Annotated in this window: 23 protein-coding genes, 2 tRNA genes and 1 rRNA gene; 8 read left to right on the top strand and 18 right to left on the bottom strand. The window is 61.5% G+C overall.

The genetic code is table 11. The features are described 5' to 3' along the window. Positions 1–111 precede the first annotated feature (111 nt). The 3 genes from HU736_RS19110 to HU736_RS19100 form a co-directional block, all read right to left on the bottom strand. Positions 112–187 (bottom strand) — tRNA-Ala (locus HU736_RS19110). 12 nt (positions 188–199) lie between these two features. Beyond that, positions 200–276, bottom strand: a tRNA-Ile gene (locus HU736_RS19105). Positions 277–363: 87 nt separating this feature from the next. After that, positions 364–1,900 (bottom strand): 16S ribosomal RNA (locus HU736_RS19100). Between the two features lie 50 nt (positions 1,901–1,950). On the opposite strand from HU736_RS19100, the gene HU736_RS19095 reads away from it, so the two are divergent. Beyond that, positions 1,951–2,307: a hypothetical protein gene (locus HU736_RS19095; protein WP_217862395.1), complete on the top strand. Its 357-nt coding sequence runs from the start codon at positions 1,951–1,953 to the stop codon at positions 2,305–2,307. A gap of 114 nt (positions 2,308–2,421) precedes the next feature. Here HU736_RS19095 and msrQ read toward each other — a convergent pair whose 3' ends face one another. The 9 genes from msrQ to mrcB all read right to left on the bottom strand — a co-directional run bounded on the left by msrQ (position 2,422) and on the right by mrcB (position 12,284). Next, a complete protein-coding gene (msrQ, locus tag HU736_RS19090; protein WP_186701257.1) occupies positions 2,422–3,033 on the bottom strand; it encodes a protein-methionine-sulfoxide reductase heme-binding subunit MsrQ in 612 nt (203 codons plus the stop codon). After that, a complete protein-coding gene (msrP, locus tag HU736_RS19085; protein ID WP_103438581.1) occupies positions 3,033–4,046 on the bottom strand; it encodes a protein-methionine-sulfoxide reductase catalytic subunit MsrP in 1,014 nt (337 codons plus the stop codon). The genes msrQ and msrP overlap by 1 nt, the downstream gene beginning before the upstream one ends. A 77-nt stretch (positions 4,047–4,123) precedes the next feature. Further along, positions 4,124–4,975 carry a CDP-diacylglycerol--serine O-phosphatidyltransferase gene (pssA, locus tag HU736_RS19080; RefSeq protein ID WP_101322124.1) on the bottom strand — a complete coding sequence of 284 codons (852 nt, stop codon included), beginning with the start codon at positions 4,973–4,975 and terminating at the stop codon, positions 4,124–4,126. Positions 4,976–5,119: 144 nt separating this feature from the next. Further along, entirely contained in the window at positions 5,120–6,136 is a 1,017-nt protein-coding gene (gene ilvC / locus HU736_RS19075) for a ketol-acid reductoisomerase (RefSeq protein ID WP_103438582.1), read from the bottom strand. A gap of 53 nt (positions 6,137–6,189) precedes the next feature. Continuing rightward, entirely contained in the window at positions 6,190–6,681 is a 492-nt protein-coding gene (ilvN, locus tag HU736_RS19070) for an acetolactate synthase small subunit (protein ID WP_101322126.1), read from the bottom strand. Position 6,682: 1 nt separating this feature from the next. Further along, on the bottom strand, positions 6,683–8,407 hold the full coding sequence (locus HU736_RS19065) for an acetolactate synthase 3 large subunit (protein ID WP_103438855.1): 1,725 nt from the start codon (positions 8,405–8,407) through the stop codon (positions 6,683–6,685). Positions 8,408–8,814: 407 nt separating this feature from the next. Continuing rightward, positions 8,815–9,147, bottom strand: a complete 333-nt coding sequence (locus tag HU736_RS19060; RefSeq protein ID WP_103438583.1) for a YqcC family protein — start codon at positions 9,145–9,147, stop codon at positions 8,815–8,817. Beyond that, positions 9,147–9,902 (bottom strand): tetratricopeptide repeat protein, encoded by a 756-nt coding sequence (locus tag HU736_RS19055; RefSeq protein WP_186701258.1) that lies wholly within the window; start codon positions 9,900–9,902, stop codon positions 9,147–9,149. Before HU736_RS19055 ends, HU736_RS19060 begins: the two co-directional genes overlap by 1 nt. Before the next feature lie 60 nt (positions 9,903–9,962). Then, the gene (gene mrcB / locus HU736_RS19050) at positions 9,963–12,284 is read right to left on the bottom strand and encodes a penicillin-binding protein 1B (protein WP_186701259.1); all 2,322 of its coding nucleotides are present in this window, start codon (positions 12,282–12,284) and stop codon (positions 9,963–9,965) included. Between the two features lie 108 nt (positions 12,285–12,392). On the opposite strand from mrcB, the gene HU736_RS19045 reads away from it, so the two are divergent. Both HU736_RS19045 and HU736_RS19040 read left to right on the top strand, forming a co-directional pair. Continuing rightward, positions 12,393–13,955 (top strand): AAA family ATPase, encoded by a 1,563-nt coding sequence (locus tag HU736_RS19045; RefSeq protein ID WP_186701260.1) that lies wholly within the window; start codon positions 12,393–12,395, stop codon positions 13,953–13,955. A 154-nt stretch (positions 13,956–14,109) separates the two neighbouring features. After that, complete coding sequence (locus HU736_RS19040; RefSeq protein ID WP_101322131.1) at positions 14,110–14,388, top strand: TfoX/Sxy family protein; 279 nt, start codon at positions 14,110–14,112, stop codon at positions 14,386–14,388. 205 nt (positions 14,389–14,593) lie between these two features. Here HU736_RS19040 and HU736_RS19035 read toward each other — a convergent pair whose 3' ends face one another. Genes HU736_RS19035 through HU736_RS19020 form a run of 4 tightly spaced genes read right to left on the bottom strand, consistent with a single transcriptional unit; the run spans position 14,594 to position 18,184 of the window. Beyond that, the gene (locus tag HU736_RS19035) at positions 14,594–15,487 is read right to left on the bottom strand and encodes a ChaN family lipoprotein (RefSeq protein ID WP_103438587.1); all 894 of its coding nucleotides are present in this window, start codon (positions 15,485–15,487) and stop codon (positions 14,594–14,596) included. A gap of 11 nt (positions 15,488–15,498) precedes the next feature. Continuing rightward, a complete protein-coding gene (locus tag HU736_RS19030) occupies positions 15,499–16,266 on the bottom strand; it encodes a heme ABC transporter ATP-binding protein (RefSeq protein ID WP_186701261.1) in 768 nt (255 codons plus the stop codon). Further along, a complete protein-coding gene (locus HU736_RS19025) occupies positions 16,266–17,249 on the bottom strand; it encodes a FecCD family ABC transporter permease (RefSeq protein ID WP_181003857.1) in 984 nt (327 codons plus the stop codon). Before HU736_RS19025 ends, HU736_RS19030 begins: the two co-directional genes overlap by 1 nt. Positions 17,250–17,299: 50 nt before the next feature. After that, positions 17,300–18,184 carry a heme/hemin ABC transporter substrate-binding protein gene (locus HU736_RS19020; RefSeq protein ID WP_186701317.1) on the bottom strand — a complete coding sequence of 295 codons (885 nt, stop codon included), beginning with the start codon at positions 18,182–18,184 and terminating at the stop codon, positions 17,300–17,302. Between the two features lie 158 nt (positions 18,185–18,342). On the opposite strand from HU736_RS19020, the gene HU736_RS19015 reads away from it, so the two are divergent. Next, on the top strand, positions 18,343–18,660 hold the full coding sequence (locus HU736_RS19015) for a Rieske (2Fe-2S) protein (protein ID WP_186701262.1): 318 nt from the start codon (positions 18,343–18,345) through the stop codon (positions 18,658–18,660). Here the strand turns inward: HU736_RS19015 and sfsA are convergent. Then, positions 18,650–19,363: a DNA/RNA nuclease SfsA gene (gene sfsA, locus HU736_RS19010; RefSeq protein WP_186701263.1), complete on the bottom strand. Its 714-nt coding sequence runs from the start codon at positions 19,361–19,363 to the stop codon at positions 18,650–18,652. The two genes, HU736_RS19015 and sfsA, sit on opposite strands and share 11 nt — an antisense overlap. Beyond that, entirely contained in the window at positions 19,363–20,535 is a 1,173-nt protein-coding gene (locus tag HU736_RS19005) for a pyridoxal phosphate-dependent aminotransferase (RefSeq protein WP_186701264.1), read from the bottom strand. Before HU736_RS19005 ends, sfsA begins: the two co-directional genes overlap by 1 nt. Positions 20,536–20,749: 214 nt before the next feature. Between HU736_RS19005 and dksA the strand changes: the two genes are divergently transcribed. The 4 genes from dksA (at position 20,750) to HU736_RS18985 (ending at position 25,455) form a co-directional block, all read left to right on the top strand. Then, the gene (gene dksA, locus HU736_RS19000; protein WP_101322139.1) at positions 20,750–21,196 is read left to right on the top strand and encodes an RNA polymerase-binding protein DksA; all 447 of its coding nucleotides are present in this window, start codon (positions 20,750–20,752) and stop codon (positions 21,194–21,196) included. Between the two features lie 64 nt (positions 21,197–21,260). Beyond that, the gene (gluQRS, locus tag HU736_RS18995; RefSeq protein ID WP_103438592.1) at positions 21,261–22,148 is read left to right on the top strand and encodes a tRNA glutamyl-Q(34) synthetase GluQRS; all 888 of its coding nucleotides are present in this window, start codon (positions 21,261–21,263) and stop codon (positions 22,146–22,148) included. A 171-nt stretch (positions 22,149–22,319) separates the two neighbouring features. Further along, the gene (locus tag HU736_RS18990; protein ID WP_003250005.1) at positions 22,320–22,496 is read left to right on the top strand and encodes a hypothetical protein; all 177 of its coding nucleotides are present in this window, start codon (positions 22,320–22,322) and stop codon (positions 22,494–22,496) included. Next, positions 22,480–25,455 carry a sensor histidine kinase gene (locus HU736_RS18985; protein ID WP_181108647.1) on the top strand — a complete coding sequence of 992 codons (2,976 nt, stop codon included), beginning with the start codon at positions 22,480–22,482 and terminating at the stop codon, positions 25,453–25,455. Before HU736_RS18990 ends, HU736_RS18985 begins: the two co-directional genes overlap by 17 nt.

The following is a 25,455-nucleotide window of genomic DNA, read 5'->3' as shown; positions in this document are numbered from 1 at the left end:
TCTATCACATATCCGAATTTTTAAAGAACGATCTGACAAAAGTCAGAAATCAACATTCATCAACGAATGTTCATTTCTAAGTTCTGACGCGCTGTGCTGCGTGAAGCAAAATGGTGGAGCCAAGCGGGATCGAACCGCTGACCTCCTGCGTGCAAGGCAGGCGCTCTCCCAGCTGAGCTATGGCCCCGTGTATCTGCAATGGTAGGTCTGGGCAGATTTGAACTGCCGACCTCACCCTTATCAGGGGTGCGCTCTAACCAACTGAGCTACAGACCTATAACAGGGTCACGTTACAGCATCGTCTTTATACAAGTGAATCAAGCAATTCGTGTGGGAGCTCATCAGCAGGCTGATGTCTTCGATTAAGGAGGTGATCCAGCCGCAGGTTCCCCTACGGCTACCTTGTTACGACTTCACCCCAGTCATGAATCACACCGTGGTAACCGTCCTCCCGAAGGTTAGACTAGCTACTTCTGGTGCAACCCACTCCCATGGTGTGACGGGCGGTGTGTACAAGGCCCGGGAACGTATTCACCGCGACATTCTGATTCGCGATTACTAGCGATTCCGACTTCACGCAGTCGAGTTGCAGACTGCGATCCGGACTACGATCGGTTTTGTGAGATTAGCTCCACCTCGCGGCTTGGCGACCCTCTGTACCGACCATTGTAGCACGTGTGTAGCCCAGGCCGTAAGGGCCATGATGACTTGACGTCATCCCCACCTTCCTCCGGTTTGTCACCGGCAGTCTCCTTAGAGTGCCCACCATAACGTGCTGGTAACTAAGGACAAGGGTTGCGCTCGTTACGGGACTTAACCCAACATCTCACGACACGAGCTGACGACAGCCATGCAGCACCTGTGTCAGAGTTCCCGAAGGCACCAATCCATCTCTGGAAAGTTCTCTGCATGTCAAGGCCTGGTAAGGTTCTTCGCGTTGCTTCGAATTAAACCACATGCTCCACCGCTTGTGCGGGCCCCCGTCAATTCATTTGAGTTTTAACCTTGCGGCCGTACTCCCCAGGCGGTCAACTTAATGCGTTAGCTGCGCCACTAAAATCTCAAGGATTCCAACGGCTAGTTGACATCGTTTACGGCGTGGACTACCAGGGTATCTAATCCTGTTTGCTCCCCACGCTTTCGCACCTCAGTGTCAGTATCAGTCCAGGTGGTCGCCTTCGCCACTGGTGTTCCTTCCTATATCTACGCATTTCACCGCTACACAGGAAATTCCACCACCCTCTACTGTACTCTAGCTTGCCAGTTTTGGATGCAGTTCCCAGGTTGAGCCCGGGGCTTTCACATCCAACTTAACAAACCACCTACGCGCGCTTTACGCCCAGTAATTCCGATTAACGCTTGCACCCTCTGTATTACCGCGGCTGCTGGCACAGAGTTAGCCGGTGCTTATTCTGTCGGTAACGTCAAAACAGCAAGGTATTCGCTTACTGCCCTTCCTCCCAACTTAAAGTGCTTTACAATCCGAAGACCTTCTTCACACACGCGGCATGGCTGGATCAGGCTTTCGCCCATTGTCCAATATTCCCCACTGCTGCCTCCCGTAGGAGTCTGGACCGTGTCTCAGTTCCAGTGTGACTGATCATCCTCTCAGACCAGTTACGGATCGTCGCCTTGGTGAGCCATTACCTCACCAACTAGCTAATCCGACCTAGGCTCATCTGATAGCGCAAGGCCCGAAGGTCCCCTGCTTTCTCCCGTAGGACGTATGCGGTATTAGCGTTCCTTTCGAAACGTTGTCCCCCACTACCAGGCAGATTCCTAGGCATTACTCACCCGTCCGCCGCTGAATCGAAGAGCAAGCTCTTCTCATCCGCTCGACTTGCATGTGTTAGGCCTGCCGCCAGCGTTCAATCTGAGCCATGATCAAACTCTTCAGTTCAATACTGCTTGGGTTTTTAAGAAACCCTAAACTTGGCTCAGCAATCTCAAATGACTACTATGATTTCTCATGCGGCCACTTGTGATGCTGATAATCTTGGCGACTATCAAACCGTACTCACAAGCACCCACACGAATTGCTTGATTCAATTTGTTAAAGAGCGGTTGGCTGAGCGTTTCGTCTCAACCGAGGCGCGCATTCTACGCTTTCCTCTGTGTCTGTCAAGCGTTTATTTCGAAGTATTTTGCGAGAAACTCGTTCAACTTCAAACACTTGACTCGCTTGCGATCTCTCGTAGCGGGAGGCGAATTCTACAGCGTTACAACCTGCTGTCAACTGCCTTTTTCACCGCTGGCGATCTTTCGATCGAAGCCCTTGCAGCACTAATGAAACTTCTAACTCTTTGAAACTCTAGGAGTTTTCCGCTCCAACTACGCTGGAAGTGGGGCGCATTATAAGCGCATATGAAACCCCGTCAACCGTTAATTTCAGCTTTGTGCAATATCACTGGAATAAGCCTCTCACACCGCCCTGCCCCGCCTGCCGATCAACCGCGGAACGCGCCGCGCCACCAGCGGAACCCGCAGCAGTAACAGCAATGCGCCGATCGAGGCGTAGATCGCCCACGCTTTAAGGTCCGACCGCACGATCCACAGGAAATGCAGCAAACCCAGCCCAAGAATCACGTACACCAGCTTGTGCAGCTTCTTCCAACGCGCACCCAGGCGCCGCTGACTGTAACGATTGGAAGTCAGCGCCAAGGCCAGCAAGCCGAGGAAGGCCAGCGCACCGACAATAATGTATGGCCGCTTGCGCAACTCAACGCCGAACTGCCCCCAGTCCAGGCCGAGAATGAACACCATGTAGGTGATCATGTGCAGCACTATATAAGCAAAGCTCCACAGCCCCAGTTGCCGGCGGATCACGATCCACCCCGACCAGCCCGTAAGCCGCTGCAGTGGCGTCATGCTCAAGGTGATCAAAAGGAAGATCAGCGCCCCCAGGCCCAACCGGTCCATGATGATCTTGCCCAGGTCCGGGCCGAGCTGGTTGGTCGCCGCCTGATACAGCCACCAGCAGGGGAACAGGCAGCCCAGCACAAAGATGCCCAGGCGCAACCAGGGATAGCGCATCAGTAGTTCTTCCGCAGATCAAGGTCGCTGTACAACGACGCTACTTCATCGCCATAGCCGTTGAACATCAGGGTGTCGCGCACGTTCGGGCTGAACAGGCCACTCGGCAGCCGCCGCTCACGGGCCTGAGTCCAGCGCGGATGATCGACCGTCGGGTTGACGTTGGCATAGAAGCCATACTCGGTCGGCGCCAGGCGCTCCCAGGTAGTTTGCGGCTGCTCCGCGACCAGGCTGATGCGCACGATCGACTTGATGCTTTTGAAGCCGTACTTCCACGGCACGATCAGCCGCAGTGGCGCACCATTCTGGTTAGGCAGTTCACGTCCATACATGCCCACCGCAAGAATCGCCAATGGGTTCATCGCCTCGTCCAGGCGCAGGCCTTCCACGTAGGGCCAGTCGATCAAGGCAAACGATGAGCGCTGGCCGGGCATTACCTTTGGGTCCTGCAGGGTTTCGAAACGCAGGTAGCGCGCCTTCGAAGTTGGCTCGACCTGCTTGAGCACCTGCGCCAGGCTAAAGCCCAACCACGGGATCACCATCGACCAGGCCTCGACGCAGCGCAGCCGATAGATGCGCTCTTCCAGCTGATAGGGTTTGACGAAGTCTTCCAGCGCATAGCGCCCTGGCTTGGCCACCTCGCCATCCACCACCAGGCTCCACGGCTCGGTTTTCAGGCTGCCGGCATTCGCGGCTGGATCACCCTTGTCGGTGCCGAATTCATAGAAGTTGTTGTAGTGGGTGGCGTCTTTGAACGGCGTGATCGCCTCGTTCTCGACCGTCACCGCGCCCCACCGGGTCGCGCCGAGCTTGTCCTTGAACCAGCCCGGCGCGGCGCCAGGTTCGACATCGGCGTAGCGCGAAGGCTCGGCGCCAAGCGCAACGCCAGGCAATGCGGCCACGGCGGCACCCGCCAGGGAAGCACCGAGCATGGTACGTCGAGAAAGGTAGATACCTTCAGGGGTGATATCCGACGCTTTGCAGTCGGATGGACGAGCGATCTTGATGAGCATAACGGCTCCACAGTGCGGGCAACTGATGTACCCGTAAGACTATGGAGCCGGAAGGTTATTCCGTCATTAAATCAACTTCAGTTTTTTTGCCGACGTACCCGCAGCAGATACTGCACCGGGCCCGACACGGCATAACCGAGGAAGATCAACAGCAGAATGCGCGGCGGATCGCTGAATACCACGGCAAACACCAGCACCACTGCAAGGATCGCCACGAACGGCACCCGCCCGCGCAGGTCGAGTTCCTTGAAGCTGTTGTACTTGACGTTGCTGACCATCAGCATGCCCGCAGCCGCCACCAGCAGCGCCACCAGGAACGACAGCTTTGAGCCCTGAATGCCGAAATCGCTGAAGGCCCATACGGTACCGGCCACCACGCCTGCCGCAGCCGGGCTGGCCAGGCCGATGAAGTAACGTTTGTCAGCAGTGCCGACCTGGGTGTTGAAGCGTGCCAGACGCAGGGCAGCACCAGCGACATAGATGAAAGCAACCATCCAGCCGACCTTGCCCATGTCACCCAGTGCCCAGCCGAATGCCAGCAGCGCGGGCGCCACGCCGAAGGCGACCATGTCCGACAGCGAGTCGTACTCGGCGCCGAATGCGCTCTGGGTGTTGGTCATGCGTGCTACCCGGCCATCCAGGCCGTCGAGCACCATGGCCACGAAAATGGCGATAGCGGCAAAGGCGAAGTACTTGCTCGCCTCGCGCGGGTCACCTGCGCTCATGGCGCTCTGCGCACTGATCGAGCTGATGATCGAGTAGAAGCCGGCGAACAGGTTAGCCGTGGTGAACAGGTTGGGCAGCAGGTAGATACCGCGGTGGCGGACCTTGCGCCCTTCGGCGTCATGCCCTTCTTCAACGTGCTCATCTACAGGTAGCAGGCTTTCGGCGTCGGAGGGCGTGTTCGGCTCTTCGGGACGTTCGCTCATGAAAATTACCTTGATTGGAAAATGTTCGATACAGGCTTGCGAAGCACAAACTGACGGCAAGCCACTGGTCGCTTTATACCAGAAGCGCGCCGCTTAAACGAAAAAACGCGGCCTAAGCCGCGTTTTTCATGTCATCGCAAAGACTCAGTTCTTGGTCTTGTCGACGATTTTGTTGGCCGAGATCCAAGGCATCATGGAACGCAGCTGCTCACCGATCACTTCGATACCGTGGGCGGCGTTGTTACGACGCTTGGCGGTCATCGATGGGTAGTTGGTAGCGCCTTCGGAGATGAACATCTTGGCGTATTCGCCGTCCTGGATGCGCTTCAGAGCGTTGCGCATGGCCTGACGCGATTCGGCGTTGATGACCTCAGGGCCAGTCACGTACTCACCGTATTCGGCGTTGTTGGAGATCGAGTAGTTCATGTTGGCGATACCGCCTTCGTACATGAGGTCAACGATCAGTTTCAGTTCGTGCAGGCACTCGAAGTAGGCCATTTCTGGCGCGTAGCCAGCTTCAACCAGGGTTTCGAAACCGGCTTTGACCAGCTCGACGGTACCGCCACACAGAACAGCCTGCTCGCCGAACAGGTCGGTTTCAGTCTCGTCCTTGAAGGTGGTTTCGATGATGCCGGTACGGCCGCCGCCGACGCCTGCAGCGTACGACAGAGCAACGTTCTTGGCGTTGCCCGAAGCGTCCTGGTAGATAGCGATCAGGTCAGGGATGCCGCCGCCTTTGACGAACTCGGAACGCACGGTGTGGCCTGGGGCCTTCGGCGCGATCATGATCACGTCGAGGTCAGCACGTGGCACGACCTGGTTGTAGTGGATCGCGAAGCCATGGGAGAAGGCCAGGGTGGCGCCTTTCTTGATGTTCGGCTCGATTTCGTTCTTGTACAGAGTGCCCTGGAATTCGTCCGGGGTCAGGATCATGACCAGGTCGGCAGCAGCAACAGCCGAAGCCACGTCAGCCACTTTCAGGCCGTGAGCTTCTGCCTTGGCAACGGTAGCCGAGCCTTTACGCAGACCGACAGTTACGTCTACACCGGAGTCTTTCAGGTTGCACGCCTGAGCGTGGCCTTGCGAACCGTAGCCGATGATGGCGACTTTCTTACCTTGGATGATGGAAAGGTCGCAGTCTTTGTCGTAGAAAACTTTCATGAAATACCCCTGTTAGATCTCGGCCCCTGCGGAGCCATCGCTATTTGTTTAAGTTAGACGCTGAGCACTTTGTCGCCACGGGCAATGCCGGTAACGCCGCTGCGCACGGTTTCGAGAATCGATGCAGTGCCGATCGCCTGGATGAAGCTATCCAGCTTGTCGCTGGTGCCGCTCAGTTGCACGGTATACACACTGGCGGTGACGTCGACGATCTGCCCACGGAAAATATCCGTGGTGCGTTTGATCTCGGCGCGCTGGGCGCCGGTTGCCTTGACCTTGACCAGCATCAATTCGCGCTCGATGTGCGCGCTCTCCGACAGGTCGACCAGCTTCACCACTTCTACCAGCTTGTTCAGGTTCTTGGTGATCTGCTCGATCACCTCGTCATGACCAACGGTAGTCAGGGTCAGGCGCGAGAGAGTTGGGTCCTCGGTCGGCGCCACGGTCAGGCTTTCAATGTTGTAGTTGCGTTGGGAAAACAGGCCGACCACGCGAGACAAGGCACCGGGTTCGTTTTCCAGCAGCAGGGAAATAATGTGCCGCATATCAGGTACGCTCCGTCTTGCTCAGCCACATGTCGCGCATCGAGCCGTCTTTGATCTGCATCGGGTAGACGTGCTCGGTGCGGTCAATCGCGATATCGATGAACACCAGCCGGTCTTTCATGGCGAACGCTTCTTCCAGCTTGGGCTTGAGGTCCTTGAGGCTGGTGATGCGGATACCGACGTGGCCATAAGCCTCGACCAGTTTGACGAAGTCCGGCAGCGACTCGACATACGAATGCGAGTGACGGCCGTTGTAGGCCATGTCCTGCCACTGGCGAACCATGCCCAGCACACCGTTGTTCATGTTGACGATCTTCACCGGCAGGCCGTACTGCATGCAGGTAGACAGCTCCTGGATGTTCATCTGGATGCTGCCTTCGCCGGTCACACAGGCCACGTCCTGGTCGGGGAAGTTGAGCTTGACGCCCATCGCCGCGGGGAAGCCGAAGCCCATGGTGCCCAGGCCACCGGAGTTGATCCAGCGGTTCGGCTTGTTGAAGCGGTAGTACTGCGAAGCAAACATCTGGTGCTGGCCAACATCGGAGGTGATGTAAGCATCGCCATTGGTCACTTCACACAGGGTTTCGATCACGGTCTGCGGTTTGATCACGCTGCCGTCGCCCTTGTCGTAAGGGAACAGGCCGCGGTCGCCACGCCATTCGTCGATCTGCTTCCACCAGGCATCCAGCGCGGCCTTTTCAGGCTGCTGACCGATTTCCTTGAAGATCGCCAGCATCTCGCTGAGCACGCTGTCGACTGGACCTACGATCGGCACGTCGGCCTTGATCGTTTTCGAGATGGACGCCGGGTCGATGTCGATGTGGATGATCTTGGCATTCGGGCAGAACTTGGCCGGGCCGTTGATCACACGGTCATCGAAACGCGCGCCGACAGCCAGGATCACGTCGGCATGGTGCATCGCCTGGTTGGCGGTGAAGCTGCCATGCATGCCGAGCATGCCGAGGAACTGGCGGTCGGTACCGGGGAAGCCACCCAAGCCCATCAGGGTGTTGGTAACCGGCAGGTTCAGCGACTTGGCGATCTCGGTCAGGGTCTCGGAACCACCACCGAGGATCACACCACCCCCGGAGTAGACGATCGGACGCTTGGCGGCGAGGATCATCTCGGCTGCCTTGCGGATCTGCCCCGAGTGACCACGTACGGCCGGGCTGTAGGAACGCAGCTTGACCTTCTTCGGATAGACGTACTCGAACTTCTCGGCCGGGTTGGTCATATCTTTTGGAATGTCGACCACGACCGGGCCAGGACGACCGGATTGCGCCAGATAGAAGGCCTTTTTCATGACTTCGGGGATTTCCGAGGCATGCTTGATCATGAAGCTGTGCTTCACGATCGGCCGGGAAATACCGATCATGTCGGTTTCCTGGAAGGCGTCGGTGCCGACCATGGTGCTAGGCACCTGGCCCGACAGGATCACCATCGGAATCGAATCCATGTACGCGGTGGCAATACCGGTGATGGCATTGGTTGCACCCGGGCCGGAAGTCACCAGCACTACGCCAGCCTTGCCGGTGGCACGGGCATAGCCGTCAGCCATATGGGTTGCAGCCTGCTCGTGACGAACCAGGATGTGCTCGACTTCCGGCTCTTTGAACAGCGCGTCGTATACATGAAGGAGAGCACCGCCAGGGTACCCGTAGATGTGCTTAACGCCTTCGTCACGCAAGAAGCGGACGACCATCTCAGCGCCAGATAAAAGCTCCACGTTGTTCACCTCTAAAACGCCAGAATACCGTCCCTGATGGACGGGTCTTAATAGGTTTACTGCCAAGCAGAGCACGAGCGAACGTCAGCACTGACTGAGCAAGTATTGGGAGCGCCCCAGAGTGTTGCGGGGTTTTCCCACCCAGCGCGAGGTAACGCGTTGCGGGGTGTTACAAGTCGGCGCGGGTATGCGCCTCATGATCTGCTTAGCGGGTCTGCTTCTGGCAGTCCCTCTAAAGCGGAACCTGATTCTTGTGATTCGCCGAGGTTATGTCAAGAAAAATTATTGCCAATTTTTCCTCGAGATGAATTTGTTCCACCACGAATACAGTTCACAGCAGCAGAAAACCAAACCAAAACCAAAAAAAGAGCCGCAATCTGCGGCTCTAGTCTGAAAAAGAGCAGAAATCAGGCGGATGTACCGATCAATTGGTCAAATTCAGCCAATAGTCGGCGCAGCTCGCGACTTTGCTCCGGGCGATCACTGAACACCGTTTCAGCCATGACCAGAATGCCCGAGGCGTTCGGCAGCGGCTGGGCGTGTTCGAGGATGAACGCCATGCGTGGCAGGAAAATCCACTGCAGCCACTGCTCAAAGCTCAGCACATCGACCGCAAACGGCGTGACACTGGCCAGCGCTTCGGCACTGGGTGCCTGCTCGCTCCACCAGCCCTGACTGCGCAACTCGTGCTCGATCAGCAGCAAATGGTCGGCGATGTCGAGAATGCGTTGCTCGACCATTACAGATTGACCCGGGCTTTCTGCCGAGCCAGTGCGGCACCGGCGCTGTCACCCTGCTTCTCACGGGCCTGGGCAATGGTGTTCCACAGCTCCGCTTGTAAGCTTGGGCGACCATTGGCGTAGGTCAGCGCGCGGCGTGCGAGTTGCTCGGCCTGGGCCGAATCACCCTGGGCCAGGCGCACCTGGGCCAGGCGGAACAGCACCTGCGGCTCGCGCGGGGCAATGCGCTGGGCGCGCTCAAGGCTCGACGAAGCGCCATTGAGGTCGCCACCGCCTTGTTGCTGCTGGGCCGTGGTCAACAGCGCCAGCACCGGCCCATCGAGCTGCTCGTCAGCCGACAGGCCGCCAGCTGGCGCGCTGCGCGGGATACCGGTAGGCGCACTGGTCGCCGCCGGGGTGCTGTTCATCGAGGCGATGTCGAACGGCTCGTCGGCAATCGGGTTGGGGTTGGTGGTAATCGGCGTGGTATCGATCGGCGCGCTGCTGATCGGCGCCGCGTTGCCAGCCGGGAAGGTCTGGATCGACGAAGCACCGGCGCCTTGCGGGATCATCACGGTCACGCCGGAGTCCTCAGGCAGCGACTGCGCCTGGCTGGTGCCATTGCCGGTAACCGGCGTGCGCTGGTTGGCGGTGACCCGCTCGCTGTTGGATACCCGGGTGCTCGAGTCGACCACCGGAATGTTGCCGCGTGGAACGCTGGCGCAGCCATGAAGCATGGCCAGCGCGGTCAAGGCAGGAAGCCACCACTTGTTCACTTATCACCCTCTCTAAATGCGGCTACGGGCCAGTGGGTCATCTCCGCAGGCCCGCAGTGCTCAATTCATCCAACCCTTGACCCAGTCCATGACCGAGTCGGCCGGTTGCTGTTCACCACCGCAGGCAGCGCCAGCGGCCGGTTCGCTGCCGCGAATATACGGCATCTGCACTGCTCCCGGACAGCTGCTGTCCGAGCCCTGCCCGCTGTACGGGTCGATCCAGGCCTGGACGATGTTGTCCGGCTGCGGCATGTCCAGTGGCAACGGGTCGGCCTTGCGCATGAAGCTGGTCCACACCTGCAACGCACCGGTGGCGCCAGTGAACGGTGTCTTGCCGTTGTCGTCGCGGCCGAGCCAGACCACCGCCAGCAGATCCTGGCTGAAACCGGAGAACCAGCTGTCGCGCGAATCGTTACTGGTGCCGGTCTTGCCGGCTAGCGTCAGCGAGCTTGGCAGGACACTGTAGACCGAACGCCCGGTACCTTCACGCATGACCCGCTGCATGGCGTTCTGGACCAGATAAATGGCACCTGGGTCGAAGCTCTGCTGGATCTGGAACGGGTAGCGCTTGAGCGGCTCGCCTTCGGCGGTGAGCACACTGCGAATGCCGCGCATCGGCGTGTTGAAGCCACCGTTGGCGATGGTTTGGTACATGGTCGCGACCTGCATCGGCGACATCCCGCCAGCGCCGAGCAACATCGACGGGAACGCCGGCCAGTCGACATTGACGCCGAGCCGACCGATGGTCTTGAGTACGTTCGGCACGCCGACTTCCAGCCCTAGCTTGGCGGTCGACAGGTTGTACGAGTTGGCCAGGCCTTGATACAGGTAGATAGTGCCATGCGCACGGCGGTCGTAGTTCTGTGGGCGCCAGACCTGACCATCCGCCCCCTTGACCGAGAACGGCTCGTCTTGCAGCCAACTGGTCAGGGTGTACTTGCTCGGTTTCTCCAGTGCACTGAGGTACACCGCCGGCTTCACCAGCGAGCCGATTGGGCGCACTGCATCGATGGCGCGGTTGAAGCCGGCAAAGCCGGACTGGCGGCTGCCGATCAAGGCCTGGACTTCGCCGGTCTCCGGATTGGTCACGACCATCGCCGACTCGACCGCATCCGAGCCCTTGCGCCCGGCCAGACGCTTGAACGTCTCGCTCATGGCAGTCTCGGCCTTCATCTGCAGGATCGGGTCGAAGCTGGTGAAGATGCGCAGGCCTTCTTCGGTCAAGTCTTCGTCACGGTAGTCCTGGCGCAGCTGACGCTTGACCAGATCAAGGAAGGCCGGGAACGAGCTATCGGCGAGGCTGCCGCGCTTGGTCACGCCCAGTGGCATTTTCTTCGCTGCGTCGACTACTTCCTGGCTGGCCACGCCCTGCTCGGCCAACAGGTCGAGGACCAGGTTACGGCGCACCAGCGCACGCTCCGGCGAGCGCCGCGGGTTGTAGTAGGACGGGCCCTTGACCATGCCGACCAGCAAGGCGATCTGGTGCAGCTTGAGCTCTTGCAGTGGCTGGCTGAAGAAGAACTGGCTGGCCAGACCGAAGCCATGCACGGCACGTTGGCCATCCTGACCGACAAAGACCTCGTTGAGGTAGGCCTCGAGAATCTCGCGCTTGTCGTAATGCATTTCGAGCAATACGGCCATCATCGCTTCGGTCAGCTTGCGGGTCAGGCTGCGCTCGCTGGTCAGGTAGAAGTTTTTCACCAGCTGTTGAGTCAGGGTACTACCGCCCTGGCGCATGGCGCCGGATGAAGTGTTGACCCAGATCGCCCGGGCGATGCCCTTGGGTGACACACCAAAATGGCTGTAGAAGTCGCGGTCTTCGGTGGCAACCAGGGTTTCCAGCAGGTACGGAGGCACCTGATCGATCTTGATCAGGATGCGATCTTCGAGGTTTTTCGGGTAGATGCCGCCAATCATCAGCGGCTCGAGCCGGACCACATCGAGCTTGCCGCCATTGGCGCCGGTCATGCCCGCCACATAATCGCCCGAGAAGCGCACACGCACGAACTGCGCAGGTTCCAGGCCTTCATAGAATTGGAAGCCGCGGGTGTTGAGGTCAACATTGTTGCCGTTGACCGACGCCGCGCCTGGGCCATTGGCAGCGCTTTCACGGCGGTAGCCAAGGGCGTCGAGTTCGGTGAGGAAGTCGTCCTTGCTCAGCTTCTGGCCGACGAACAGTTCCAGCGGCCGGGCATACACCTTGGCCGGGATGGTCCAGCGCTTGCCGGAGAACTTCTCCTGGACGATGGCATCGAGGTAGATAGCAAACCCGGCGAGCAGCACCAGGCCGACCAGGCTCAGCTTGAGAGTCCAGCCCAGCCAGACGCGTGAGCGACCAGGCGAGCGTTTTTGCGCAGTACGGGAATTTCGGGATCGAGTCATGGCGGCGGATTATACGCACTTTAGTCAAGGCAGGCCCGGCGGTATGCAGGGACGGCACCATTGACCATAATGGCGCATTCGAATTCCCTTATCCCGGAAGGATTGCCCGTGAGCCAAGCCCTCATCAGTGCCCTGCAGAACCCCACCCTTTACCCGCACCCGGTCAGCGGCTTCCAGCTTATCGAGACGCACATCTCCTGGGTCCTGCTCACTGGTGAGTACGCCTACAAGATCAAGAAACCGATGAACTTCGGCTTTCTCGACTTCACCGGCCTCGACCAGCGTGAACACTTTTGTAACGAAGAACTGCGCCTGAACCAGCGCCTGACCGACGACCTGTACCTGGACGTGCTGCCGATCACCGGCAGCGCCGAGGCGCCGCAACTGGGCGGCGAAGGTGCACCGATCGAGTTCGCCCTGCGCATGCGCCAATTCCCGCAGAGCAACCTGCTCAGCACGCTGCAGGCCAACGGTGAACTGACCGCCAACCACATCGACCAGATGGCGCGGCAGATTGCCGAGTTCCACCAGCAGACGCCAAAGGTCGCCGCCGAGCAGCCATTCGGCACCCCGGACAGCGTGATGGCCCCGGTCGAGCAGAACTTCGAACAGATTCGCCCGTTCCTCAGCGACAAGGCCGACCTGCAACAATTGGACAACCTGCAAGCCTGGGCCCGCAGCAGCTTCGACCGTCTGCACGGCCTGTTCGAGGCGCGCAAGCGTGACGGTTTTATCCGCGAATGCCACGGTGACATCCACCTGGGCAACGCCACGGTGATCGACGGCAAGGTGGTGATCTTCGACTGCATCGAGTTCAACGAGCCATTCCGCATGACCGATGTCTGGGCCGACACCGGCTTCCTCGCCATGGACCTCGAAGATCGTGGCCTGAAGTGTCTGGCGCGGCGCTTCGTCAGCCAGTACCTGGAACTGACCGGCGACTACCAGGGCTTGGAGCTGCTCAACTTCTACAAGGCCTACCGCGCCCTGGTGCGGGCCAAGGTCGCCCTGTTCAGCATGCCGGCCGACGCCGATGGCGTGCAGCGCGCCACCACCTTGCGCACCTACCGCAACTACGCCAACCTGGCGGAAAGCTACAGCGCCATCCCTTCACGCCTGCTGGCGATCACCCATGGCGTTTCGGCAGTGGGCAAAAGCCACGTGTCGATGCGCCTGGTCGAAGCACTGGGGGCAATCCGCGTGCGCTCAGATGTCGAGCGCAAGCGCCTGTTCGGTGAACAACTGGCTCAGGCTGCCGGCCAACTGCAAGGCGGCATTTATGCCGAAGATGCCAGTGCCGCTACCTATCAGCGTCTGCATCAACTGGCCGACGTGATTCTGCGCGCGGGCTTCCCGGTGGTGCTCGACGCCACCTACCTCAAGCGCGAACAGCGCCAGGCCGCCGCCAGCGTCGCCAACCAGACCGGCGTGCCATTGCTGATCCTCGATTGCCACGCGCCGGATGCGGTCATCGAAAGCTGGCTGGCACAGCGTCAGGCCGAGCAGCTCGACCCGTCCGATGCAACCCTCGAAGTGGTCAAGGCCCAGCAGGCCAGTCGCGATCCGCTGGACGATCAGGAGCTGCGCGACAGCACCCGCGTCGACACCCAGCAGGGCGCCGCCATGGACGCCGTGATCGAGCAGATTCGTCAGCGCCTGCCCGGTCTGTAACATCCTCAAAGCGCGGGGCAGCAATTGCCCTGTGCTGCCCTGCCCGCCGCGCACGGCGGGCTTTGCGGGCGAATTCGCCAACCCCCGCTACACTCCTGTCTGACCTGCTCACGATTTTCGATATGCCCCCGTTCAGCCATCGCAAGGAGGCTCGATGAACGATGAGTTGCAGCACCTGAAAAACCTCGGCAAGACCTCTGCGCAGTGGTTGCATGCGGTCGGCATCCACAGTGCATCCGACTTGCGCAGGCTCGGCGCGGTCGGCGCTTATCAGGCAGTGAAGAGCAGAGGCTTTCGCGCGTCCAAGGTTCTGCTGTATGCAATCGAGGGGGCGTTGCTCGACATGCATTGGAATGATTTGCCGGCCGAACGCAAGGAAGCTCTCAATCAGCAACTGGACGCAAAATGCACGCTGCAGAAAAATCTGAAATAAATTGCAGCGAAGGGATTGACGTAGAAATGAGAATCGTTATGATTATCACAACTGGTCGCGAGACTGGTTGGGTAATTTGAAAGACCTTGGTTCGGACTCTCAGATTATCTCCTCATCAGGCTAATCACGGTTATTGACCCGGCTTTTTGCCGGGTCTTTTTTTGCCTGCGATTCGGGCTCAAACGCCGCCGCAGGCCGCGGATGATCAGTGCTGGCTGCGCAACTGCGCGCAGTAGTCCTGCTCTGGCAGCGCCGCCGTAAACCAGACATAGTCGGCCATGCCCGGCTGCACTTCGCTGCCGACTTCGGCCAGCAACAAGACTTTGCTCGCGCCCTTGGCGCCGAGATCAGCCAAATGCAGCGGCACGCCGAGGTCGCTGCGCACGTGGGCACTGCCGGCGAACAGCAACGCCGGTTGCGCTGCCGCCAGCAACCGCTCGGCAATGCTCCGGTCGCGTTGCTGCTGCACCGCGAGCATTGCCGGCAACTGGCTTTCAGGCAGCAGCCCGCAGTGCCCCTCACGCACTTGCTTGAGCAGTTCGGCTTTGACTGCAGGCGCACTCGAGCGCTGGCCACTCAGCGCAGCAGGCTGCCGATAGGCCTGGCGCATTTCGCTGGTGGACAGATTGGCCGCCAGCAGCGGGGTCGACTGCTGCAACGCCTGGCGCACGATCGGGCCGTACAGCGCCCAGTCCCAGCCGTCCTGCCAGGCCAGGGCTTGGGCCAGGTCGGCCGGCAGTTGCGCGGCGCCAGCCACCGCGTCGACCCGCGCCTGCTGCTCGGGCTGGAGCATTTCCAACAGCAGGCTGCCTTGCGCTCGGCGCGCCTGCAGCGCCTTTAGCAGCCACAGCTGCAGCGCGTGGTGATCAGGGTTGTCGTGCTTCTCTCCAACCAGCACCCGCGGCGCCTCCACCAACTCATCCAGCAGTTGCTCAGGGCTGAGCAGGCGGCCACTGGCGAGTTCGCGAATCTGCCCCAGTTGCGCACTGGTGCGGCCCTCGCTGGCTTGCCAGACGGGCAGCGGCGGCAGGCTGGCCTGTCGCGCCTGACAGCCGCCAAATACAACCAGCAAACCAAGCAACAACAGGCGACAGATCATGGGCAAGCTCCTTAGCGCATGATGATCAGCGGGTGGCCGCGTTCAGGATGATCCTGCACCAGCACATCGATGCCGAACACCGCCTTCAGCGCCTCTGGCGTCAGGACCTCGCGCGGGCTGGCCAGGGCGTGGCAACGGCCGTGCTCGAGCAGCATCAGCTGGTCACAGTAGCGCGCGGCCAGGTTCAGGTCATGCAGGATTACCAGGACCGCCGCGCCGCGATCGGCAAAGCTGCGCACGGCCTGCAAGGTGGTGTGCTGGTGCAGCGGGTCGAGCATCGAGGTGGGTTCATCGAGCAGCAGCGTCGCCCCCGCCTCGCCTGGCCATAATTGCGCCAGCACCCGCGCCAGGTGCACACGCTGGCGCTCACCGCCCGACAACGCCAGGTAACTGCGCTCAAGCAGGTGCTGGGCATCTGCGGCGTGCAGCGCAGCTTCGATGATCTCGCGGTCACGCTGCTGGCCGCTGGCATGGGGCAAGCGGCCAAGACCGACCACTTCTTCAACGCGAAAGGCAAAGCCAAGGCTGGACACCTGCGGCAGCACCGCCAATTGCCGTGCCCGCGCCTGCCCGGCCCATTCGGCCAGGCTCCGCCCGCCAAGGCGCACCTGGCCCTGGCTGGGGATCAGTTCACCGCACAGCGCACCGAGCAGGCTGCTCTTGCCAGCGCCATTGGGGCCCAGTACACCAAGGATCTGCCCAGGCTTCAGGCTCAGGCTTATATCGTGCAGCACTTCGGCGCTACCACGCTGCAAGTGCAGGCCTTTGGCTTCGAGCATCAGTGGCGCCCCTTGAGCAGCAACAGCAAAAAGAACGGCGCCCCAATGAACGCAGTGACGATGCCGATCGGCAGCTCGGCGGGCGCCAGCGCCAGCCGTGCGACCAGGTCAGCGAACAGTAGCAGCGAGCCGCCGGCAAGCAATGAAGCGGGCAGCAGCACCCGGTGGTCAGGCCCGGCCAGCAGCCGCACCAAGTGCGGCACCACCAGCCCGATAAAGCCGATCAGGCCGGCGGCGGCCACTGCTGCGCCTACGGCCAAGGCTGTGCAGAACACCAGCTCGCGCTTCAGCGACTCGACCTCGACGCCCAGATGCCGCGCCTCCGACTCGCCCAACAGCAAGGCATTCAGTGCCTGCGCCCGCCGCGGCAGCCACAGCGCCACGGCGAGGGTTACCACCAGCAACGGCCACAGCCGGGCATAGCTGGCGCCGTTGAGGCTGCCCAGGTTCCAGAAGGTCAAGGTGCGCAGGGTGGCGTCATCGGCCAGGTAGGTGAACAAGCCCACAGCCGAGCCGGCCAGGGCCGTCAGCGCGATGCCGGCCAGCAACATGGTAGCTACATTGGTTTGACCGTCACGCCGGCCCAGACGGTAGACCAGCGCGGTGACTCCAAGGCCACCGGCAAAGGCACACACCGACAGCAGATACGGCGCAAACCACTCCGGGATACCGCCCAGCCAGCTGCCACCGACAATCGCAATGGCGGCACCGAGCGCAGCACCGCTGGCCACACCGACCAGCCCCGGGTCTGCCAGCGGGTTGCGAAACAGGCCTTGCATGGCCACCCCGGACAACGCCAGCACGGCGCCCACCGCCAGCCCGAGCAAGGTCCGCGGCAGGCGGATCTGCCCCAGGATCAGCTCGGCCTGCTCCAGCCCATCAGCGGCAATCGGCACGCCGAGCAGGCGCAAGCCGGCGCGCAGGGTATCCAGCAATGGCAGGCTGACCGGTCCCAGCGCCAGCGACAGCCATACCGCGAGCAGGCAGAGCAGGCTCAGGCCGATGAACAAGGTGCGCGGCTGAACCCTCTGTTTCATGGGGCGAAGCTGGCTTTGGCCTGTGGATAAAACTCACCGGCCAGCTGTTGCAGGGTCGCCGGCAGTCGTGGGCCGAGACCGCCCACCAGCAAGGTTGGGTCCAGCGACACCAGGCGCTTCTCGCGCACCGCGCGCGAGCTGGCCAGGCCTGGATTTTCCTTGAGCAGCGCCTGCACCGCCTGCTCGCCGCTCAAGCTGCGGTCGGCAATCACTATGACGTCTGGGTCGAGTGCTGCCAGCGCCTCGACCGAGAAGTTCTTGTAGCCCTGATGCACAGCCAGATTGCGCCCACCGGCCTGGCCCAGCAGCCAATCCCCCGCCGTGCCCGCGCCGGCGATTAACGGTTTGGCGCCAGCATGGCCGACCAACAACAGTACGCCGGGCGCTTTCTGCACGGCCTGAGCCTGTTTGAGCTTGGTCTGCACGGCATTCAGCTCATGATGGAACTGACCCGCCAGCAGCCCGGCGCGCCCTTCTTCTCCAAGCAGGCGGCCCAGTTTCTCGAGGTTGGCATCCAGCGCCGCCAGCTCGGCCTTGCTCGAGAACACCTCCACCCGCACCCCTGCCTGGCGAATCTGCGTCAGCACCGGCGGCGGGCCCATTTCATCAGTGCCGACCAGCAGATCAGGACGCAGGCTGAGGATGCCCTCGGCCGACAACTGGCGCTGATAGCCGATACTCGGCAGCGCAGTTAGTGCATCGGGGTGTTGGCTAGTAGTATCGACGCCGACCAGCCGCTGCTCACCACCCAGCGCGCTGATCCACTCACTCAAGGCACCGCCGGCACTGACCCAGCGCTGCGGTAGTTCGGCAGCCGCCGCCTGAGTGGACATAACAAGTGCAGCGCACAGGGCAAGCAGAGCAGCGGGACGGCGCATCAGCGGATTCCTTTGCAGAAGACAGGCCGTGCGCCTTGTGGCACACGACAGAACTGCGCACCATAGTCGGCCAACGCAGCAGCGCACAGTTTGATAATTATTCTCATTGAGCGTCAAGCGCTGCCTTGTGCCAACCTTTTACCGCAGGACGATTTCCCGCGATGCAGCTTCTATGTGCTTCCGAGCAACTTGCTGAAGGCCACAGCCGTGCATTCAACCTAGCAGGCCAGGCGCTGTTTGCCGTGCGTCGCCACGGCCAGGTGTTTGTCTATCGCAACCGCTGCCCACACAAGGGCATCCCGTTGAACTGGGCAGACGACACGTTTCTGGATGCCAGCGCCAGCCTGATCCACTGCGCCCAGCATGGGGCGCTGTTTCTGATCGAGAGTGGCGAGTGCGTGGCCGGCCCGTGCGAGGGCGAGCAGTTGCAGGCCCTGGCCTGCCATGAAGACAGCCAAGGCATCTGGCTCAGCGCGTGAGCAACACCGGCAGCGGGCGGTCGATGCGAATCTGCTGGGCATCCAGGCAGGTGCCGTAGGCGATCACCTCGACGCCTTCGGCAACAGCTGCGCGCAACGCCGTGGCGTAGGCGGCATCGATTTCTTCGGCAGGCCGCACCGCTTCGATCCCGCTGAGATTGACGCAATACAGCTGCACCGCACGGATCCCCTGTCGGGCCAGTGCCGCCAGCTCGCGCAGATGCTTGGCACCGCGCTGGGTGACGGCATCGGGAAACGCCGCCACCGCGCTGTCCGGGTAGCCGAGGGTGACACTCTTGACCTCGACATAGGCAGGCCCACTGGCAAACTCCAGACGAAAATCAATCCGGCTGCGCTCGCTGCCATAGGCCACCTCGCGCTTGAGTGCGGTAAACCCGGCCAGCTCGCTGATCACCCCGGCGTGCAAAGCCTCTTCAACCAGTGCGTTGGCCCGCCCGGTATTGATGCAGGCCAGCCGGCCCTGTGGCGTCTCGCTGATTTCCCAGGTGCCGGGCAGCTTGCGCTTGGGGTCGCCGGAGCGACTGAACCAGACCTGCCCGCCTTCGCGCATGCAGTTGAGCATCGAACCGGTATTGGGGCAGTGAATGGTCAGCAGCTCGCCGTTGGCCAGTTCGATATCGGCCAGAAAGCGCTTGTAGCGGCGCAGCAGGCGGCCCTGTTCCAGTTGAGGAAACTGCGCCATCAGCCTTGCCAACTACGCAGGCCGCGGGCCAACCGCTCAACCGCCTGTGCCAGCCGCGGCAAGCTCTGGGTATAGGCGAAGCGCACATGGTGCCCAGCCTGATGGCGGCCGAAGTCCAGGCCCGGAGTAAACGCCAGATGCTCGGTTTCGAGGAAGTGCCGGCAGAAGGCGAATGCGTCGCCACCGAACTTGCTGATGTCGGCATATAGATAGAAGGCGCCTTGCGGCTCGACGGCGATGCCGAAGCCAAGGTTGCGTAACGCCGGCAGCAAATAGTCGCGGCGCTTGGCAAATTCGCCACGGCGCTGTTCGAGAATGGCCAGGGTGTCATCCTCGAAACAGGCCAGCGCGGCGTGCTGGGCCATGCTTGGGGCGCTGATGTAGAGGTTTTGCGCAAGCTTCTCCAGATCGGCCACCGCCTGCGGCGGCGCGACCAGCCAGCCCAGGCGCCAGCCGGTCATGCCGAAATATTTGGAAAAACTGTTCAGCACAAAGGCGTCATCGGCCACTTCGAGCACACTCGGCGCATCCATACCGTAGGTCAGGCCGTGATAGATCTCGTCCACCACCAGATGGCCATCACGGGCGCGTATCGCTTGCGCCAGGCCGGCCAGTTCATCGCGGTCGAGCACGGTACCGGTGGGGTTGGCCGGCGATGCCACCAACGCACCGACGCTGTCCTGGTTCCAGTGCTGCGCGACCAACTCGGCGGTCAGCTGATAATTGACCTCTGGCCCGACCGGCACCAACTGCGCCGCGCCCTCGACCAGCCGCAGGAAATGCCGATTGCACGGGTAGCCCGGGTCAGCCAGCAGCCAGTGTTTGCCAGGGTCGACCAGCAAGCTGCTGGCCAACAGCAGCGCGCCCGAGCCGCCTGGTGTGATCAGGATCCGCTGCGGGTCGATGTCCAGCCCGTAGCGCTTGCCATAAAAGGCAGAAATCGCTTCGCGCAGTGCGGGTAGCCCGCGCGCGGCGGTGTAACGGGTATGCCCCGCCGCCAGCGCAGCCTGGCCGGCAGCCACGATCGGCGCGGCGGTGGTGAAATCCGGCTCGCCGATTTCCAGATGGATCACGTCATGGCCGGCGGCCTGCAGCTCGTTGGCGCGGGCCAACAGGGCCATGACATGAAAAGGTTCGATGGCGCGGCTGCGCGCACTGTAGGACTGAGCCATTGTGGGCCTTCTATGAAATGCATCTAGACTGGTGAATCAAGCGTCAACATGCCACTGAACGCGTAGCGCGGGCCGCTGTCAACAGTGAGATCGGCCGGGGTAGCGCACCCCCGATCTATCTGGTAAGTTCGGCGGCTCGCAGTCGCAGGGCCGGCGGTCGCCGGAGATGGAGCATCCTGCGCATTGGATCAGATGAGTGAGAGGCGGTCTATTCATGTCCACCCTAGAAAAGCAAAAAGCCAGTCAGAACCTTTATGGGGTTGAGCCCTACCAGGAGAGCAAGGGTGAAGAGTACATGGGTGAACCCATGCGCAAGCACTTCACCAAGATCCTGAGTGCCTGGAAGCAGGAGTTGATGATCGGCGTCGACAAGACCGTTGACCATATGAAAGAAGAGGCGGCCAACTTCGCCGACCCAGCGGACCGTGCCTCGCAAGAAGAAGAGTTCGCCCTTGAACTGCGCGCCCGCGATCGCGAGCGCAAGCTGATCAAGAAGATCGACAAGACCCTGCAATTGATTGTCGACGAGGAATACGGCTGGTGCGAAGCCTGTGGCATCGAGATCGGCCTGCGCCGTCTGGAAGCTCGCCCTACCGCCGACCTGTGCTTCGATTGCAAGGAAGTGGCAGAGAAGAAAGAAAAGCAGGTCGGCAAAGCCTGATCGTGCTTTTCATCGAACGGGGCGCTCAGGCGCCCCGTTTTTCATTGTGAAGATGACGTAAACCATGACTGCCTCCCCCTACGTCGGGCGCTTCGCCCCTACCCCCAGTGGTTTCCTGCACTTCGGCTCGCTGGTGGCCGCCCTGGCCTCGTGGCTGGACGCCCGCGCCGTCAATGGCCGCTGGCTGCTGCGCATGGAAGACACCGACCCGCCGCGCGAGATGCCCGGCGCCCGCGATGCAATCCTGCGCACCCTCGAAGGCTACGGCCTGCACTGGGACGGCCAGGTGGTGTACCAGAGCCAGCGCCATGCTGCCTATGCCGACGTGGTCGAGCACCTGTTCCGTCAGGGGCTGGCTTACGCCTGCACCTGCTCGCGCAAGCAACTGGAGGGCAGCAACGGCATCTACCCTGGCACTTGCCGCAACGCCGGTCACGCCCGCGAGGGCGCGGCGATCCGCTTGCGCGTGCCGGAGCTGAGCTATCGCTTCGATGACCGTGTGCAAGGGCCGTTCGCCCAGCACCTGGGCCGCGAAGTCGGCGACTTCATCATTCAACGCCGCGATGGTTTGTACGCCTACCAGCTGGCGGTGGTGCTGGACGATGCCTGGCAAGGTGTTACCGATATCGTGCGCGGCGCCGACTTACTCGACAACACCCCGCGTCAGCTGTACCTGCAAGAACTACTGGGGTTTTCCCAGCCGCGCTACCTGCACATCCCGTTGCTGATCCAGCCCGACGGGCACAAGCTGGGTAAATCGTACCGCTCGCCACCGCTGGCACCTGAGCAGGCCACCCCTCTCCTCCTGCGCGCGCTGCGTGCACTGGGCCAAGCGAGCGAGCCTGCGCTTGAGCAGGCCAGCCCGGCTGAGGTACTGGAGATCGCGCGCCAGCGTTGGCGCCCTGAGGCCATCGCCCGCCAGCTGACCCTGGCCGAGGCTGATCTGCGCTAGTTGCCGGTCCCGCGCCGTGGGCTCGCTGCAGCCCTTGGCGCGCGGTAAAAATCGAGCAAATTCAATTTCTTGCCCACAGCCGTAGAATCCCGCTAGCATCGGCCCGGCCGTTGGCGCCGATTTGCGCCAATAATAAGTGCAAATCCGCAGCGCCCACTCATCGAGGCCCGCATGTACATCTATCGCTTGGTCCTGCTGCTGGTGGTCGGGATCTACCTGTTCTCGCCGGCCATCATGGACTGGTGGATCGAGCCCACCGGCGCCTGGTACCGCCCGTACCTGCTGTGGCTGATCCTGATCGTCGTCACCTTCATCCTGCAGAGCCAACGAGATGCCGATGAGCTTTAGCCTGACCCAGATGATCCTGATCAGCGCCGGGTACCTGCTGGTACTGTTCGGCGTGGCCTGGATCAGCGAGCGCGGACTGATCCCGCGTTCGGTCATTCGTCACCCGCTGACCTATACCTTGTCGCTGGGCGTCTATGCCAGCGCCTGGGCCTTCTATGGCTCGGTCGGCCTGGCCTATCAGTATGGCTACGGCTTTCTTGCCTGTTACCTGGGCGTGTCGGGGGCGTTTCTGCTGGCGCCGGTGCTGCTGTATCCGATCCTGAAGATCACCCGCACTTACCAGTTGTCATCCCTGGCCGACCTGCTCGCGTTTCGCTTTCGCAGCACCTGGGCCGGCGCGTTGACCACCATCTTTATGTTGATTGGTGTGCTGCCGCTGCTGGCCCTGCAGATCCAGGCGGTGGCCGACTCGATCAACATCCTCACCGGCGAACCGGTCAAGGCCCGGGTCGCGTTCGCCTTTTGTGCGCTGATCACCCTGTTCACCATCTTCTTCGGCTCGCGCCATATCGCCACCCGCGAGAAACACGAAGGGCTGGTGTTCGCCATCGCCTTCGAGTCGGTGATCAAGCTGATCGCCCTGGGCGGGGTCGGCCTGTATGCGCTGTATGGTGTGTTCGGCGGCCCACACGGCCTGGAGGTGTGGCTGCTGCAAAACCAGACCGCCCTCGCCGCGCTGCACACGCCACTGCAGGAAGGCCCGTGGCGCACGTTGCTGCTGGTGTTCTTCGCCTCGGCGATCGTCATGCCGCACATGTACCACATGGCCTTTACCGAAAACCTCAGCCCGCGCGCGCTGGTCAGCGCCAGCTGGGGCCTGCCGTTGTTCCTGCTGCTGATGAGCCTGGCCGTGCCGCTGATCCTGTGGGCAGGGCTGCGCCTGGGCGCGAGCACCAACCCCGAGTATTTCACTCTAGGCCTGGGCATTGCCGCCAATAATGAAGCACTGGCACTGCTGGCTTACGTCGGCGGTTTGTCGGCTTCCAGCGGGCTGATCATCGTCACCACCCTGGCGCTGTCGGGCATGGCCCTCAACCACCTGGTACTACCGCTGTATCAGCCACCGGCCGAAGGCAATATCTATCGCTGGCTGAAGTGGACCCGGCGCGCGCTGATCGTCGCCATCATCACCGCCGGCTTCGTCTTCTATCTGACCCAGAATAACCACCAGAGTCTGGCCAACCTCGGCATCGTTGCCTTTGTCGCCACCTTGCAGTTCCTCCCCGGCGTGCTTTCGGTGCTGTACTGGCCGACCGCCAACCGCCGTGGCTTCATCGCCGGTCTGCTGGCAGGCATGCTGGTATGGATGGTGACCATGCTGTTGCCGCTGCTGGGCAACCTGCAGGGCTTCTATATTCCGCTGCTGGACATGATCTATGTGCTCGACGACACCAGCTGGCACATGGCGGCGATTGCGTCGCTGGCCGCCAACGTCCTGCTGTTTACCCTGATCTCGCTGTTCACCAACGCCAGCAGTGAAGAAGTCAGCGCCGCTGAAGCCTGTGCAGTCGACAACGTGCGCCGGCCACAGCGGCGTGAACTGCACGCCGCTTCGCCGCAGGAGTTCGCCACCCAGCTGGCCAAACCGCTGGGCGCCAAGGCCGCGCAAAAAGAAGTCGAGCAAGCCCTGCGCGATTTGTACCTGCCGTTCGACGAACGTCGCCCCTACGCCCTGCGCCGTCTGCGCGATCGCATCGAGGCCAACCTGTCCGGCCTGATGGGCCCAAGCGTTGCCCAGGACATGGTCGAAACCTTCTTGCCGTACAAATCCGGCAACGAAAATTACGTAACCGAAGATATCCACTTCATCGAAAGCCGGCTTGAGGATTACCACTCGCGCCTGACCGGCCTGGCCGCCGAACTCGATGCGCTGCGCCGTTACCACCGCCAGACCTTGCAGGAGCTGCCCATGGGTGTCTGCTCGCTGGCCAAGGATCAAGAGATCCTGATGTGGAACAAGGCCATGGAAGAGCTGACCGGGATTGCCGCCAAGCACGTGGTCGGCTCGCGCCTGGTCACCATCGCCGAGCCCTGGCGCGGGCTGCTGCAGGGCTTTATCGACCTGCCCGACGAGCACCTGCACAAGCAGCGCCTGGGCCTCGACGGCCAGACCCGCTGGCTCAACCTGCACAAAGCCGCCATCGACGAGCCTTTGGCACCGGGCAACAGCGGCCTGGTACTGCTGGTCGAGGACCTCACCGATACGCAAGCGCTGGAAGACAAGCTGGTGCATTCCGAGCGCCTGGCCAGTATTGGCCGCCTCGCCGCCGGGGTCGCCCACGAGATCGGCAACCCGATCACCGGCATCGCCTGCCTGGCGCAGAACCTGCGCGAAGAGCGTGAGGACGATGGCGAAATCACCGAGCTGTCCAGCCAGATCATCGAGCAGACCAAACGCGTCTCGCGCATCGTCCAGTCATTGATGAGCTTCGCCCATGCCGGCGGCAGCCATCAGAACAACGAAGAGCCGGTATGCCTGGCTGAAGTCGCCCAGGACGCGATCGGCCTGCTGGCCCTCAACCGGCGCAATTTCGAGGTGCAGTTCTTCAACCTGTGCGACCCGGATCACTGGGCCGTGGGTGACCCGCAGCGCCTCGCCCAAGTGCTCATCAACCTGCTGTCCAACGCCCGTGATGCCTCGCCCGCCGGCAGTGCCGTGCGCGTGCGTAGCGAAGTCAGCGAGCACACCGTCGACCTGGTGGTCGAGGACGAAGGCAGCGGTATTCCGAAAAACATCATGGACCGCTTGTTCGAACCGTTCTTCACCACCAAGGACCCTGGCGAGGGAACCGGACTGGGGCTTGCACTGGTCTATTCCATCGTGGAAGAGCATTATGGGCAAATCACCATCGACAGCCCCGCCGATATCGAACGGCAGCGTGGCACCCGGATCCGCGTGACCCTGCCCCGGCATGTCGTAGCGACGTCCCCTGAAATTCGCGACCGTCGAGAGAATTGA

It is taken from the genome of Pseudomonas shirazensis (assembly GCF_014268785.2).
In the GTDB taxonomy this organism is placed as follows: Bacteria; Pseudomonadota; Gammaproteobacteria; order Pseudomonadales; family Pseudomonadaceae; genus Aquipseudomonas; species Aquipseudomonas shirazensis.
This window is presented reverse-complemented; position numbering and strand designations above follow the sequence as displayed.

Coding starts and splice junctions, on each gene's coding strand:
- HU736_RS19095 (WP_217862395.1), top strand. CDS start 1,951: ATGACTACTATGATTTCTCATGCGGCCACTTGTGATGCTGATAATCTT.
- msrQ (WP_186701257.1), bottom strand. CDS start 3,033: ATGCGCTATCCCTGGTTGCGCCTGGGCATCTTTGTGCTGGGCTGCCTG.
- msrP (WP_103438581.1), bottom strand. CDS start 4,046: ATGCTCATCAAGATCGCTCGTCCATCCGACTGCAAAGCGTCGGATATC.
- pssA (WP_101322124.1), bottom strand. CDS start 4,975: ATGAGCGAACGTCCCGAAGAGCCGAACACGCCCTCCGACGCCGAAAGC.
- ilvC (WP_103438582.1), bottom strand. CDS start 6,136: ATGAAAGTTTTCTACGACAAAGACTGCGACCTTTCCATCATCCAAGGT.
- ilvN (WP_101322126.1), bottom strand. CDS start 6,681: ATGCGGCACATTATTTCCCTGCTGCTGGAAAACGAACCCGGTGCCTTG.
- HU736_RS19060 (WP_103438583.1), bottom strand. CDS start 9,147: ATGGTCGAGCAACGCATTCTCGACATCGCCGACCATTTGCTGCTGATC.
- mrcB (WP_186701259.1), bottom strand. CDS start 12,284: ATGACTCGATCCCGAAATTCCCGTACTGCGCAAAAACGCTCGCCTGGT.
- HU736_RS19040 (WP_101322131.1), top strand. CDS start 14,110: ATGAACGATGAGTTGCAGCACCTGAAAAACCTCGGCAAGACCTCTGCG.
- HU736_RS19035 (WP_103438587.1), bottom strand. CDS start 15,487: ATGATCTGTCGCCTGTTGTTGCTTGGTTTGCTGGTTGTATTTGGCGGC.
- HU736_RS19030 (WP_186701261.1), bottom strand. CDS start 16,266: ATGCTCGAAGCCAAAGGCCTGCACTTGCAGCGTGGTAGCGCCGAAGTG.
- HU736_RS19015 (WP_186701262.1), top strand. CDS start 18,343: ATGCAGCTTCTATGTGCTTCCGAGCAACTTGCTGAAGGCCACAGCCGT.
- sfsA (WP_186701263.1), bottom strand. CDS start 19,363: ATGGCGCAGTTTCCTCAACTGGAACAGGGCCGCCTGCTGCGCCGCTAC.
- HU736_RS19005 (WP_186701264.1), bottom strand. CDS start 20,535: ATGGCTCAGTCCTACAGTGCGCGCAGCCGCGCCATCGAACCTTTTCAT.
- dksA (WP_101322139.1), top strand. CDS start 20,750: ATGTCCACCCTAGAAAAGCAAAAAGCCAGTCAGAACCTTTATGGGGTT.
- gluQRS (WP_103438592.1), top strand. CDS start 21,261: ATGACTGCCTCCCCCTACGTCGGGCGCTTCGCCCCTACCCCCAGTGGT.
- HU736_RS18990 (WP_003250005.1), top strand. CDS start 22,320: ATGTACATCTATCGCTTGGTCCTGCTGCTGGTGGTCGGGATCTACCTG.
- HU736_RS18985 (WP_181108647.1), top strand. CDS start 22,480: ATGCCGATGAGCTTTAGCCTGACCCAGATGATCCTGATCAGCGCCGGG.